This window comes from Massilia sp. Masssp94 (assembly GCF_059491305.1).
Genome location: NZ_CP168501.1, coordinates 6,959,046 through 6,973,077, shown reverse-complemented (window position 1 = coordinate 6,973,077; position 14,032 = coordinate 6,959,046). Strand labels below are relative to the sequence as shown.

Annotated in this window: 10 protein-coding genes; 3 read left to right on the top strand and 7 right to left on the bottom strand. The window is 72.3% G+C overall.

Translation table 11 applies throughout. The features are described from left to right. The first annotated feature begins 1 nt into the window (after window position 1). Window positions 2-1,969: a coiled-coil domain-containing protein gene (locus tag ACEN9G_RS30580; protein WP_483127481.1), complete on the top strand. Its 1,968-nt coding sequence runs from the start codon at window positions 2-4 to the stop codon at window positions 1,967-1,969. Further along, window positions 1,966-4,161, top strand: a complete 2,196-nt coding sequence (locus tag ACEN9G_RS30575; protein ID WP_495605499.1) for a bifunctional serine/threonine-protein kinase/formylglycine-generating enzyme family protein — start codon at window positions 1,966-1,968, stop codon at window positions 4,159-4,161. The genes ACEN9G_RS30580 and ACEN9G_RS30575 overlap by 4 nt, the downstream gene beginning before the upstream one ends. A gap of 185 nt (window positions 4,162-4,346) precedes the next feature. On the opposite strand, the gene ACEN9G_RS30570 is transcribed toward ACEN9G_RS30575, so the two are convergent. From ACEN9G_RS30570 to ACEN9G_RS30560, 3 genes are all read right to left on the bottom strand, one after another. Beyond that, window positions 4,347-5,840 (bottom strand): FHA domain-containing protein, encoded by a 1,494-nt coding sequence (locus ACEN9G_RS30570; RefSeq protein ID WP_483127479.1) that lies wholly within the window; start codon window positions 5,838-5,840, stop codon window positions 4,347-4,349. A 114-nt stretch (window positions 5,841-5,954) separates the two neighbouring features. After that, entirely contained in the window at window positions 5,955-6,914 is a 960-nt protein-coding gene (locus tag ACEN9G_RS30565) for a PP2C family protein-serine/threonine phosphatase (RefSeq protein WP_483127478.1), read from the bottom strand. 40 nt (window positions 6,915-6,954) lie between these two features. Next, complete coding sequence (locus ACEN9G_RS30560; protein ID WP_413345554.1) at window positions 6,955-8,208, bottom strand: MFS transporter; 1,254 nt, start codon at window positions 8,206-8,208, stop codon at window positions 6,955-6,957. Window positions 8,209-8,317: 109 nt separating this feature from the next. Between ACEN9G_RS30560 and ACEN9G_RS30555 the strand changes: the two genes are divergently transcribed. Beyond that, window positions 8,318-8,788: a GNAT family N-acetyltransferase gene (locus ACEN9G_RS30555; RefSeq protein ID WP_413345552.1), complete on the top strand. Its 471-nt coding sequence runs from the start codon at window positions 8,318-8,320 to the stop codon at window positions 8,786-8,788. On the opposite strand, the gene ACEN9G_RS30550 is transcribed toward ACEN9G_RS30555, so the two are convergent. The 4 genes from ACEN9G_RS30550 to ACEN9G_RS30535 are packed head-to-tail and all read right to left on the bottom strand — an operon-like array spanning window position 8,762 to window position 13,929. Further along, window positions 8,762-9,172, bottom strand: coding sequence for an SH3 domain-containing protein (locus ACEN9G_RS30550; protein WP_483127477.1), 411 nt, complete (start codon window positions 9,170-9,172; stop codon window positions 8,762-8,764). The two genes, ACEN9G_RS30555 and ACEN9G_RS30550, sit on opposite strands and share 27 nt — an antisense overlap. Before the next feature lie 7 nt (window positions 9,173-9,179). Further along, window positions 9,180-10,712 (bottom strand): hypothetical protein, encoded by a 1,533-nt coding sequence (locus ACEN9G_RS30545; RefSeq protein ID WP_483127476.1) that lies wholly within the window; start codon window positions 10,710-10,712, stop codon window positions 9,180-9,182. Then, a complete protein-coding gene (locus ACEN9G_RS30540) occupies window positions 10,682-12,997 on the bottom strand; it encodes an FtsW/RodA/SpoVE family cell cycle protein (protein ID WP_495605498.1) in 2,316 nt (771 codons plus the stop codon). Before ACEN9G_RS30540 ends, ACEN9G_RS30545 begins: the two co-directional genes overlap by 31 nt. Next, entirely contained in the window at window positions 12,994-13,929 is a 936-nt protein-coding gene (locus ACEN9G_RS30535; protein ID WP_483127474.1) for a protein kinase domain-containing protein, read from the bottom strand. The genes ACEN9G_RS30540 and ACEN9G_RS30535 overlap by 4 nt, the downstream gene beginning before the upstream one ends. Window positions 13,930-14,032: the final 103 nt, after the last annotated feature.

Sequence of the window (14,032 nt, the reverse complement as noted above, 5' to 3'; positions counted from 1 at the left end):
GATGTTGCGGATGTTTGGATTGGGTGGGGCAAAGTGCCCGCGCTGTTCGCAAGGGACGGGCGCGGCGGACGGCTATTGCACCGCCTGCGGCCTGATGCTCGGCACGCCGCGCAACGAGCCCGTGCTGGTGGAGAACCGCTGGGTGCCCGGTCCGGACGAACTGGCCGTGTTCTTCGGCGTGCGCGCGCTGTCCGGCGTATTCGTCAAGACCCTGCGCGTGCCCGCCACGGCACGTGCCTACATCCTGCAGGGCGATCAGGCCACCGAAGTGCCGCAGGGCGAGTACGAGATCGAAGGCTTCTTCACGCGCCTGAACCACCTGCTGCGCGACCAGCATGCGGAGATCCTCGTCACGAGGAGCGGCGCGCTGCCGGTCGAGTTCGAACTGGATGGCCTGGTCAGCGCCGAACATCTGGAGGTGTCCGCGCGGCTGGCGCTGTCAGTCCGGATCGAGAGCGTGCCCGCGTTCGCGCGCCATTTCATGACGATGCCCGGCACCGTGAAGGCCGACCACCTGCGCGAACTGCTGCTGCAGCCGGTGCGCCAGCTGGCGGGCGAATTCGTCGGCGCCCGTTCGCTGCGCGAGATGGCGGGGCAGCGCGAACTGCGCCCGGAACTCGACCAGCACCTGCAGGGCGGCCTCGCGACCCTGCTCGCGGATTACGGGCTGGCCATCGTCCGCGTGGAGACGCTGGCGCTGCGCCACGACCGCTTCGACGCCAACCGCGCCCGCATCGGCAGCCTGTGGCTGGCCGTCGATGAGCAGCGGGTGAAGGTCGAGCATGCGCGCCAGCTCGACGAGCTGTATACCGACGACGAGTGGCGCCGCATCGCGCGCGAGGAAAGCCAGGCGCGCCTCGCGCACCGCCGCGCGGAACTGCGCCAGGGCGCCGGCATCGAGCGTGCGGAGATGAGCCTGCAGAACGCCGAGCGCGCGCAGGCGATCCGCGCCCGCGAGATCGAGCTGTATGGCCGGATCGTCGAGTCCCGCTCGCGCAAGCACGCGATCGAACGGGGCGCGCAGGATCTCGTCGCGGAGCTGGAACACGAGCTGGCGCAGAAACGCGGCGCGCGCGTGGACCAGGAAACGGAATGGGCGCATTTGCGCGAGCTGGCCGCCGTGCGCATGCGCGAAGAGGTCGCCCTCGCGCGCCAGGACGCGGCGCAGGCCCGCACGGTCGCCGCGCAGCGCTTCTCGCACCAGTTGCTGCAGCAGCAGATCCGCAACAAGATCGAGCAGGCGCGCGGCATCGAGGACGCGGCGCGCCAGCGCGCGGAACTGGCGCGCCTGCACGCGGCCGAGGAAGATGCGGCACGGCGCGCGCGCGCGATCGAGGCGCAAGACCATGCGGCGCGGCTGCGGGCGGCGGAGCGCGCCGAGTCCATCGAGGTGGAAGCCGTACGCCAGCGCGTGGAAGCGCTGCGCCGCGACGGGACGCAGGCCGACGCGTTGGCCCAGCACGAAAAGCTGCTGCGCACGATCGAAGCGGATGCCGCTCTGCAGCGGGTGGCGATCGATGGCGAGGAAGCCCGCGCGGTGCTGCAGGCCGAGCTGCTCGCGGCCGAGCGCACGCACGAGCTGCGCCGCATGGAGACGCTGGGCGCCGTCGACGACACGACGAAACTGGTGGTGGCCGGCGCGACCAATGCCGCGCTGCTGGCCGACGTGCTGAAGGCACGCACGCAGGCCGGCATGAGCGCGGAGCAGCTGGCGGCGCTGACGTCGTCGCGCCTCGCCGATGAACAGGTCGAACGCGAGCGCGCGCGGCGCAACGACGAACTGGAACGCGAACGGCGCCACCAGCTGGAACTGCTCGCGCTGCAGAACGACGTCAACAAGACGGCGCTCGCCACGCAGGCGCAATTGGGCGGCGCGCTGATCGCGGGTACGGCCTGCCGCCACGCGGGCGCCCAGGCCGGCGACCGGTTCTGCGGTACGTGCGGCGCGCCGCTGCCGGCGCGGGGATGATGCAGACGGCGATCGACAAGCTGCGCGAACTGCGCGCGCTGCACGAGGACGGCCTGTTGAGCCGCCAGGAATTCGACAGCCGCAAGAACGCGATCCTCGATGCTGCCTATCCGGCCGATTCTTCCGCCGATCCGCCGCCGGCCGCGCCCGTGCGCGCCGGCACCGAGATCGGCCTGATGGCCACGCAGGAAGTGGGGCCGGTGAACCGCCGCTACCGGCTGGAACGGCTGATCGCACAGGGCGGCATGGGCGAGGTGTGGCAGGCGACGGACCTCGCCACGCACGCGGAACTGGGCCACAGTGCGCAGGTGGCGCTGAAGATCCTGCCGCCCCGGCTCACGGAAAACTCGCTGCACGCGAAGCTGCTGATCGAGGAAGCGGCACGTGCGCGCCAGCTCGCGCACCAGCACATCGTGCGCGTGTACGACTGGGCCCAGGATCCGGCCACCGGCAGCTATTTCATCATCATGGAGTGCCTGGACGGCGAGGACCTCGACACGCTGCTGGCGCGCGTGGGCCGGCTCGACCCGGCGCGCGCGCTGGAGGTGCTGGCGCCCGTCGCCGCCGCGCTGGATTACGCGTGGGAGCGGCACCACCTCGTCCACCGCGACATCAAGCCCGCCAACGTGTTTATCGCCCGCGGCGGCGACGTCAAGCTGCTCGACTTCGGCATCGCGGCGCGCGCCCGCGCGGGCGGCCTCGCGCTGGAAGCCCCGGCCAGCTCCGGCACGGCCGGCTATCGCGCGCCCGAGGCCACCGGCACCGGCGGTGAGCCGGACCGTGGGCTGGACGTGTATGCCGTCGCCGTCATGCTGTACCGGATGCTGGCCGGCGCGTTGCCCATCGGCGCCGATCCGGCCCGGCCGGCGGCATTGAACGATGCGCAGTGGGCCGTGCTGCGCGCCGGCTTCGCGCAGGACCCGGCCCGGCGTCCGCCCAGCGTGACGGATCTGCTCGCCCGATTGCAGGCGGCGCCGGTCGTCGACGGGGCGGCGCAGGCCGCGGCGGACGCCATCGACAGGGAGCGCGCCGCGCGCGAACTGGCGGCGCGCAAGCTGGCGCAGGCCCAGGCGGAAGCCGCGGCAAAAGCGCAGCTCGACCGCCAGCGCCGCGAACAGGAACGGGCCGCGAAACAGGCGGCGGAAGCGGCGCGTGCGGCGCGCAAGGACGCGCTGCGCCAGCAGCTGCTGGAACGGCGCGCGGCGGAAGCGGAAAAGGCGCGACTGGAGCGCGAGGAGGCGCAGCGCAAGCTCGTGCAGGCCAAGGCGGCCGCGGCATACGTCGCGGACCAGAAGCGCGCCCGGCTCGAGGAGGCGGCGCGTGCCCAGGCCGTGCTGACGCAGCTGATGCCCACGCCGGCCAGCCCCGTCGCCGACACGGAAGGCGTATTGCGCGACCGCTTCCTGGGCGGCGACGCCAGGGGGCCGGAACTCGTGCTGCTGCCGACGGGCCGCTTCCAGATGGGCTCTCCCGAGCACGAACGGAAGGTCGCGATGGAAGCCGGCTCGCAACCGGGCTGGCTGGCGCGCGAACTGCCGCAGCACTGGGTCGGCATCGAGAAGCCGATCGCCATGGGCCGCTATCCGGTGACGGTCGGCGAGTGGCGCGTGTTCGTGGCCAGCACCGGCTGGCGGCCGAGCGGGGAAACCGATTGGGACGCGCCGGGCTTCGCGCAGACGGACCGCCATCCCGTCGTCGGCGTGAACTGGTTCGACGCGATCCGCTACGTGCGCTGGCTGTCCGAAGCGACCGGTAAATCGTACCGGCTGCCGAGCGAGGCGGAATGGGAATACGCGTGCCGCGCCGGGACGAAGACGGCGTTCTCGTTCGGCGACAGGATCACGACGGACCAGGCGAATTACGACGGCAATTTCACCTACAACGGCGGCCCGCGCGGCGAGTACCGGCGCGGCACGACGCCGGTCGGCATGTTCCCCGCCAATCCCTGGGGCCTGTTCGACATGCACGGCAACGTGTGGGAATGGGTGCAGGACGTCGTCCACGACAATTACGACGGCGCCCCGCTCGACGGCAGCGCGTGGGAAGAGGGCGGCGACCAGGCCCGCCGCATCCTGCGCGGCGGCTCCTGGCTGTACAACCCGCGCTACCTGCGCGCGGCGCTGCGCAACGGCTTTTCGGCCGCCCTGTCGAACGACATCGTGGGTTTTCGTATCGTACGCGACCTGATGTAGCCAACACGATACGCAGCGGAAATTCGCGGTGTCTCACCCTTGGGCGCATAATGAATCGCACTCTGCAAAGGAGGCGATCATGCGAATTCCCAAGGATATCCAGATCCCGTTCATCGTGCTGTCGCTGGAAGCCGTGCTGCTGACCGGCGCGGCGTTGATTTTCCTGATCCTGCGGCCGGGCTGATCTACGCGCGGCCGGCGTAGGCGTCGAGCAGGCGTGCGTAAGTGCGCCGGCGGTCGCCTGTGTGTTCGGCGTGGTCTTCCGGACGCGGGCTGGCCGCGAACCGCACGCGGCCCGTGAACCGGGCGAGGCGGTCCAGCACCGTGGACGGGCCGATGGGCGTTTCCTGGCCGCCGGCCGGGTCGAGGTGCCAGAAGCCGCCGTCGCGGTGGAACAGGACCGGCATGCCCGCCGCGCGCGGCAGGGCGCCGGACCCCAGCGCCGCCGGCTCGGGCACGACGCCGGGCGCCAGCAGCACGAAGCACTCGGACGCACCGCCGGCATCCACGCGGTGCAGGGTCAGCGCATGCGCGTGCAGCGCCGTCACGACGAACGTCACCACGCCGCGTATGCTGGCCGTCAATTCGATGCGCATCCCGAGGCGCAGGGGGACGGGCGCGTGCTTGCCCGGCCAGGTGCCGTCCAGCAACAGGCCGTAGCGCGACACGTCCTCGATCTCGAACCCGCCGCGCGCGGGGCGGATGACGGCGTGGCGCGCGGACAGCCGGCGCGTGAGGCCATCCCGTTCGGGCCCTTGCGCGCCATGGTGTTCCAGCAGCAGGTCGGCCTCGGCGCCGACGGTGTCGCAGCGGCCCAGCACGCATTCGTCCAGCGCGAACAGCCGCACGTGGCGCTGGGCGCCGGCGTCCGGTTCCGCGTACACGAGGCAGCCGGTGCTTGCCGGGCATGGATGCGCCGCGCGCTCGGCGGGCAGGTCGATCTCGATCAGGTCTTCGTCCCACGCGATGGTCGGCAGGCCGACGGCCACCTTGCCGCCGGCACTCCCCTCGAGGTTCAGCTGGGCGATGGAGGCGTTGCGGGCATGGATGTCGATGTCCATCGCGCCGCCGCCGGCCAGGCCCTGTACGCGGGCGATGGCGGCATCGTCGGCGCTGATGCGCACGTTTTTATGCGTGGACAGATAGGTCTGGTGGATCTCGCCCAGCGATGCGTCCGGCCGCGGCACGAGCAGCACGAGCGTCGCGACCCACGTGCGCGCCGGGTGGCGGGCATGGATTTCCAGGTCGACTCGGTACTGGCCGTGTTCCCGTCCGCGCGACGAGAATTCCACGAACACGGGCCGCCAGTCGCCGCGCAGGGTGCGCGCAAACTGCAGCTGGCCGGCGCCCATCGGCAGCAGCTTCGATTCGAGCAGCAGGGTCAGTTGCGCCGGCGCGTCGTCCGGCATGCCCCGCAATTCCAGCTTGATGGCCTGGCGGCCGCCGGCCGCGCGCGGGTCGAAGCCGCTCACGTGCAGGTGCGGCCGGGGTGGCGGTGCATGGATCGTCGCCGGTATCCGCGCCGGTCCTTCGGCGCGTACGCGTTTCAGCATCTCGAAACTCGAGCCGAGCACATCGACCGCGCCGGAAGGCTGGCGGTGGCCGTGCGCGCACTGCGCCTCGCCCGGGGCGACCCAGACGGTGCAATGCGGGTGATCGGGACTGCTGCAACGCTTCATGGGCGATTATCGGTTCGGGGGATGGGGACCCAGCTTACGCGATTGTAGCGTAGCGCGGCGCGCGGATTTCATAGTTGAGCAAGACTTTTTTCCAAGATGCACTATTTACCACAGTCATGCCCCCGGCAATGCGGTCTCGTCGCGCGCCGCGCCAGGGACGCGCACGAGGATGGCGCTGACGTTGTCCGGATAAAAGAATGCGGCCGGATGGGCATCGTAGGCTTCCATCAGCGCGTGCAGCATCGTGGCGGCGTCCGCGGTGCCGGCCAGCAGCTGCGGCCATTGTCCGGCCCAGCCGGCCGGGTCCGAGCACGACCACAGGCCGTCCGTCGCCAGCAGGTAGGAGGCACCGGGACGCAGCTCGAGCGGACGGCGGTCGGCCAGCCCGGACAGCCACGACGGCAGGTTCAGCGGCGACAATTCGTACAGCGGGTCGTTCAGCCGCGTCGGGTCGGCGAACGCGTTCCCGAGCAGGAAGGCCTGGGCGATCTGCGGCCGGTGTTCGCCATGCACCTGGCGCCACCAGTCGGCTTCGCCCAGCAGGCCCGCCATCGCATAGGCGGTGGCGGGGACGTGGTCGACCGTCAGCGGCGCCGCGCGCGAAGGCGTGATTTCGTACAGGCGCGAATCGCCCACGTGGTACAGCAGCGGGGTGTCGTCCGCGCGCAGTTCCAGCAGGGTGAGCGTGGTGCCGGGGCGGGGGCCGGCCGCGTCGGCGAAATGGCGCTGCAGGTCGGCGTGCAGCGCGTCCAGGCGGCGCGCCAGCCCGGCGCCGGTTGCACATGGAGGCAGGGCGAGCAGGCCGGCCACGACGGCTTCCGCGGCTTCGCGGCCGTGGCCATGGCCGCCCATGCCGTCCAGCACGGCGAGGCGCGCGTGGCCGGGATGCCAGCCGGGGAGTCTCCGGCGCTGCACGGCCTGGTCCTGCAGCCAGGCGGCGTGGCCCTCCACGTCGATCAGCAGCAGGTTGTCCTGGTTTTCCGCGCGCAGGCGCGGCCCGGCGCCCAGGCGCGAGCACGCCGCAACGTCCAGGGGGCCGAAGCGCAGCCCGGCAATGAAGGGAGAAATTGGCATCCTTTACTCTAACCGCAAATGCCAAACGACCAAGCTTCGATTAGATGGGGGTTTGCCGTCTACCTGTCAGCAACACGGCCGCGTTGACGAGCACGCATGCGCCGGCCGCCGCCATCGCGTACCGCACGCCGCAGGCGTCCGCCACGCGGCCCCAGAACAGGCTGCCCAGCGTGTAGCCGCCCGCCATCACGACGAGATAGATCGCCAGGGTGCGCGCCCGCACCTCCGCCGGGAACGACAGCTGGGCCGCTGCGTTCAACGTGGACACGACGGCCGACCATGCCATGCCGCCGACCACGATCAGCGGGATGAGCAGCGCCAGCGTATGCAGGAAGGGCATGACCGCGAGCATCGCGCCGTACACGGCCAGCGCGGCGGCCAGGATCCTGGTCTTGTCGACCCGCGCGCGGATCGCGGGAAGGCAGAATGCGGCCAGCACGGCGCCGGCGCCCAGGCTGCCCATCAGGGTGCCGAACACGCTGGCGTCCATCCGGAGGACGTCGCGCACGAACACGGGCAGCAGGCCCGCGAAGGCGATGGTGGCAAAGAACACGGTGGCCACGTTGCGCAGGATGCGGCGGTAGCGCGGGCAGCCGAACGCCGTCTGCACGCCTTCGCGCAGGCGTGCGCGATAGCCCGCGCAGGGTTTCACGTGCGAGCGGTCGGCGCGCCACCAGGCGCGGTAGATGGCGAGCAGGCCGACGAACGAGATCGCGTTGAGGAGGAACAGCGGGCCGGGGCCGATCCATTTGAACAGGACCCCGCCCAGCGCCGGCCCGATGATCGCGGCCGTGTTGTACGACAGGTTGTTGAGAGTCGCGGCGGCTTCCACTTCGTCAGGCTCGACGAGCCCGGACATCGCCGCCTGCCACGCGGGCCACATGAACGCGGAGCCGCAGCCGAGGCAGAACAGCACCATCAGCACGACCGCGTGCGGCGCATGGCCGGAGGCGACGAGCGCGGCCAGCGTGCACGCGCAGCCGGCCATGAACAGGTTGCAGAAGAACAGGAATTGCGGGCGGTGCACGGCATCCGCGACGACGCCCGCGAACAGCGCGAACAGGAAGATCGGGATGTACGTGCATGTCTGCACGAGCGTCGTCGTGGACGCGGAGTGCGAGCTGGACGCGATCAGCCAGGCCGACGCGAACGTCTGGATCCACGTGCCGAGATTGGAGACCAGGTTGGCGCACCACAGGTGCCGGTAGCGCGCGTGGCGCAGCGGTTGCGTGAGCGGGACCTTGCGCCGGGCCCGCGTACCCGCCTGCGCCGGGGTGAAGCTGGATGTCGTCATCGGGCCAGTCTAAGTGTGCGGCCCGGCCGGGTCAACGCGGCGGTGGGGCGGCCTGCGTGGTTTTCCCAACGTGACGTTTCGACAAGACGGCTGTGTTATCTTGTGACGCATGCAAATACGTTTACTGGAACCCGCCGACATCCCGGCCGCCGCCGCCGTCCTGCGCCGCGCCGCCGAGACGTTCTTCCTGCACGAATCCGCGCCGGAAGACGCCGCCGGCTTCCTCGCCCAGCACGACGCCACCGGCCTGCGCCGCAATCTCGATGCCGGCTTCGTCTACCACGTGGCCGTCGTCGACGGCATACTGGCCGGCTTCATCGGCGTGCGCGGCGGCACGCACGTCTTCCACCTGTTCGTCGACGCCGCGTACCAGCGGCGCGGCATCGCGCGGGCACTGTGGGACGCGGGACGCGCGGCGGCGCTCGTGCCCGGGCATCCCGGTTTCTTCACCGTGAACTCGTCGAATTTCGCCGTGCCGTTCTACGTGTCGCTCGGCTTCGAACGCACGGCGCCCATGCAGGTCGACAAGGTGCGCTACAACCCGATGCGCCTGTCAATGGCGCTCGTCGGTGCGGCGTAGCCACAGGCTGCTCGCCCAGCCTTCCACGCCGCTGCCTTCCACGCGCACGCGCCACCAGTCGCCGTCGGTCGCCCCCGTCGCGCTGACGACCGTACCGACCCGCAGCACGCGCATGCGGGGGGCGCGCACGCCGCGGTCCTCGCGCAGGTTCAGGTCGTCGACGACAAGGTAGCGCGCGCCGGCGGCCGGGCCGGCTGCCACGGCCTCGGGTACCCGTGCGGCCGGCAGCAGCGCGGAGAACAGCAGGCCGACACCGAGCGTGCCGCCGGCAACGACGGCCAGCGCCCGCAGGTTGGGCCGGCGCCACCATGCGCGCGGCGTGCACCACGCGGCCAGCACGAGCGTCGCCGCCAGCGCGCCGGCCCACACGAGCCACGAAGCCATGGCCGCCTCACGCATCGAAGCGCAGCACGTAATGGCCCGCGACGAGGTGGTGCCCGGCCGGCAGGCGGTACGGCTGTTCCGGCGTCGCGGTGTCGATCGCGGCGACGAATGCCAGCTTGTCATCGAGGTGGTACAAGGCCTGCGTGGGCGACAGGCGCGCGATCCGCCAGCCGTCCGGCCCCGCTTCGAAGCTGAACGCGTCGCGCGACAGGCCCAGGCGGTCGGCGCTCGACGGCGGCGTGCCGGCTGCATTCTTGAGGAAGGCCGGCGAATCCAGGACGCGCAGCGCCGCGAGCATGGGCGCGCCCCGGCCGAACGTGAAGCGCGCGCCGGGCGCCACCGGCAGCGCCGGCGGCTGCGGCAGCACGAGCAGGGCGCAGTAGCGGTCGGCCAGCGCCGGTGCGCAGGCGGCCAGTTCCACGCGCGTGCCGTCGACGGGGCTGAACGCGGCCGGCGCGGCGATCCGTTCGCGGCCGGCCTGGGTGATCGCCTGCAGCTGGTCCTGGTCGTCGACGGCGAAGCCGATGACGGTGTCCGACGGTTGCGCCGCCGGAATGAACGCGCGGTTCAGGTTGATCTCGAGCGCCTGCGCGCCCGTTTCGCGATAGCGCGACAGCCGCGGCAGCGCCAGCGCGGCCAGCGTGACGCGCTGGCGCGACACGGGCGCGTACGTTGCGTCGACCGTTGGCGGTGCCGGGGGGCGTGCCACCGGCACCGCGGTCAGTTCGGGATCGGGTGCGGCGCGCGGTTTCCAGACGGCGGGGCGGGCGGAGGCGGGTTTGACCGGCGCCGGCGCGCGGCTCGTCGCGGTCGGCGTCACGCGCAGCAGCAGGCGCAGCGCCGCGCCGGTGGCGTCGACGGCGCCGCGGCGCGACTTGATCGTCCAGTAGCCGACGGCCGGGTCGTAGCCGCAGTCGAAGGCGTCCTTCGGCCGCACCTGCACTTCGAGCGGCGAGTCCGGTCCGTCGTTGATGAGGAGGACGGCGCCTTCCGCGCCGAACGGCCAGCCCGGCGCGGCGTACGTCGCCTCGTGCGCATCGTGGCCGATCAGGGTCAGTCTCTGGTTCGGGTAGATGGGGCAGACGGTCTTCCACACGGCGCTGTCGCGCGACACGCTGACGGTGTACTGCACGGCCTCGCTCGGCGCGGGCAGGTACACCGCATGGCCGAATTTCACTTCGACCTCGCCCGGCTCCAGGCGGTCGGCGCCGACGACGTGGTAACGGACGTCGTCGCCCTGCAGCAGGTCGCCGAAATCCTTGCGGTGCAGCGCGGACAGCGACTCGGCGAGGTCGCGCACGCGGGCGCCGCGCGTGAGGTGGCGGTCGTCGTCGACCTCTTCCTGCGGCAGCATCAGCGTGATGTGGGAAAAGCAGCGCGTCGCCGCGCGTCCGCGCTGTTCGCGCGGCGCGCGTTCCAGCAGGTCGCGCAGCAGCGGACGGCGCGCGAACAGCGCCAGCCCGGGCGCCTGCCAGATGGCGTGGGCGTCGAAGACGTCGTTGATCTTGCCTAGGACTTCATGTTGGACGTAGACCGGCATGATTCGTTCTCCTCTAAAGTTTGGCTGCTGGCGGCAGCGGCACCTAGCAGGGGGCAGATGAAAAACAGCAGGTGCGAGCCGCCCGCCGACAGGAAGCTCATCGGCTGGCCCATCACCGGGAAGATCGCGAGGTTCGTGCCCCACGAGAGCAGGAAGTGGCCGAACGCGAACGCGGCGCCGCCGGCCAGGAAGAAGCAGCGCAGGCGCGCGAGCCACGCCACGCGGAAGTCGCGCGCGTTCGCCCCGGCGAGCCAGCAGCGCATGGCAAGGCGCAGCAGCGCGGCGAGGAACAGCGCCTGCAGCAGCCACAGGCCGACGGCGGCCGCGAGCCCGTGGCGCGCGAGGTAGAACGACGCGGCGAAATCGTCCTGCACGGCCGGGATGCGCAGCGCAAAGCCCGGATCGCGGCCCAGCGCCGTGACGCCGAACGCGCCGTCGGCGCCCACCCAGCCGCCGTGCGCGATGGCGCGGGCGCCCAGCAGCAACTGCTGTCCCGTGTGCGGATGCGTGCCCGGATCGAGCCAGACGAGGAAGCGGTCCGCATAAAAATCCCAGCGGGCGATGCCGTCCGCGCCCGCGCCGCGCAACAGGGCCACCGTCGCGACGGCCGCCAGCGCGACGCACGCCAGCGCCAGCGCGGTGCCGCGGCGGCGCGTGGCCAGCGCCTGTGCCAGCATCATCGTGCCGCCCCACAGCGCGAGCAGCACGAGCGGAGAGTAATCGTCGACCTGCACGAGCGCGACGCCCAGCAGCAGCATGAACAGCAGCGCGGGCGCGCCGACCCGAAGGGCACGACGCCACGCGCCGCCCGGTGCGGGACCGTCCGCGCAGGCGAGCGCCAGGCAGTGGGCGGACAGCGCGGCCAGCGCCAGCTTGGCGAATTCCACGGGCTGCAGGTCGAACACGCCCGTCTCGTCGCCGTACGCCACCTGCAGCAACAGCGCGAGCAGCGCGGCGCCGGTCAGCAGCAACAGCGCCAGCTCGATGCGCGCCTGCGGCAGCGGCCGCGCCGGACGCACGACGCTTGTCAATGTCGCGGCGCCGGCGCCCAGCGCGAACAGCGCCGCCGTCTTGTGGAAATGGCGCAGCCAGGCGGTGTCCGGTGCGCCGAGTCCCAGGTCCAGCTGGGCGAGCAGGCCCACGGCCAGCAGCGGCAGCGCGGCCGCGAGGACGGGTTCGAGCCTTCGCGGCGCCAGCAGCGCGAACGCGAGCGCGGCCCATGCCACGAGCAGGCCGACGCCCGCGCCCGCCGGCGTGCCGGTGCGCTGCAGCCAGAACAGGACGGCGCTGCTGCCGGCCAGCAGCAGCGCGAGGCCGATCGCCGCACCCGCGCGCAGGCGGCTGGCCGGGTTCAGGACGAACGCCGTCAGCGCGCCGGTCAGGGCCAGCCCGAGGACGGCCAGCAGCGGCAGCGCGGCGTGTGGCGGCAGGTCCCACGGGCCGCGCCGCGTCCACGCCCATGCGACGCCGGCCGGCAGGCGCTTCCGTGTGTCGGCATACAGCGCGACGTGGCCGCCGGGATGCAGCCGCAGCACGTCGCCGCCCGGGGCGAGCAGCAGGCGGGTGCGGCCCGCGACGAGCGTCTGCCCGGCCGCCAGCCGCAGCGGACGGCCGGCCAGCAATGCCGCGCCGCGCTCGTCTTCCAGCAGCAGTGGCACGGCGGGTGCGGCGCCCAGCAGGAAACCGTCGTCGTTGCGCGCGATGCCGCCGGCGTGCAGGGGCAGGCCCGCGATCGCGATGCGGTTGCCGCAGTCGAGGTTGCCGCCGAAGACGAGCGGGCGGCCGAACGCCAGCGCGTGCGGGGCGATCCGGTTCCACGCATCCGCGAAGCGCGTGTCGGGGCAGGCCGGTTGCGGCGTGCCGTCGCGGCGCAGCAGGGCACCGTCGTAGCGCCAGCGGGTGCCGCCTGCCGCCAGGTCGACGGCGTCCGCGCCGGCCGCGTCGACGCGCATGCGCAGCACGCCCAACTGGAATTGCTGGCCGGCCCTCAGGACCACGCTGCCGCTGCGGCGCTGGCGGCTGCCGTCCTCGACGCGCAGCGGGGCGCCCGTGCCGTCGTCCGCCGCCCACCACGTGCCATCCTGGTCGCGCCCCAGCCGCAGGCGGCCCGTATCCGCCGCGGGGGCGCCGAGGGCGGCGTGGTCGACGTCGAGCGTCGCGCCCGGCGCCACCGTCAGTGCGACCTGCGCGGGCAGCCACGCGGTTGGCGCGCGCAGCAGCGCGAGCATCTGCAGCGCGCACAGGGCGGCGACCAGCGTGCCGGCGGCGAGGCGGGTGCGGCTCATGCGGCGCTCCGCAGCGGGTTCGCGCCGGCCGCGGCGCGGGCGATCAGGCGGCTGATGTCCAGCGCATGGCGGGGCCGCGCTTCCGGACGCGGTGCCAGCAGCGCGCGCAGCAGCGCCACGGGCGCGTCGCCACCGTGGCCGGCGAACAGCGCGGCCTCGTCCGGCGCGAGGATCGCGGGTGCGCGCAGTGCCGCGGCGCCCGCCGTGCCCTGGGCCCGGTAGGCGTCCGCGCAGGCTGCGCAAAAGCGCAGCGGGATGCCGGCGACGAGCCAGTAGAGCAGGGCGCCCAGTGCAAAATAGTCGCTGCGCGCGTCGGTCCGGTAGCGGCCGGCGTCATCGGGAAAGAATTGTTCCGGCGCCTGCCACGCCGCGGTGCCTGCATACGAATGCGCGGCGCTGTCCTGCAGGGGGCGATTGGTGCCGAAGTCCGCGAGCTTGAGCGTGCCGGTGTGCGCATCGACGAGCAGGTTGGCCGGCTTCAGGTCCAGGTAGCGCCAGCCGTATTGGTGGACTTTCGCCAGCGCGGTATTCACTTGCGCCGTCCACGCGAGTGCCTGGTCCATGCGAGGACCGTCGCCGCGGCTGCGCAACGCCGCCACGTGGGCGGCGAGGTCGCCGTCCAGCAATTCGAGCGCGAGCGCGGGCTGGCCGTCGTGTTCGCCGCTGTCGAGCAGGCGCACGATGTGGCGCTGGTCCCATGGCTGCAGGCCGCGCAGGAAAGCGATCTCCGCCTCGAAGCACGCGCGCCAGACGGTCCGCTGGGACGGCAATGCGAGCTCCATCTGCGCGCGGTTGACGAGTTTCACCGCGGCCGGCGTGCCGTCCAGCACCGACGCCGCGCGCCACACCTGGCCGTAGCTGGACCCGCCCAGCGGCGCCCGCAGGCGCCAGGCGCCCGCCGTCAACGTGATGATGTCGCCTGCCTCGACCATGTAGCCTCCCGAACGGGCGGCCGGCGCCGCCTCGGCGGGGGATAGCGGGGGGAGGGAGAAAACGTGTTAGAGTCGACAAGATTGCCGTGATCACAACCAGTCG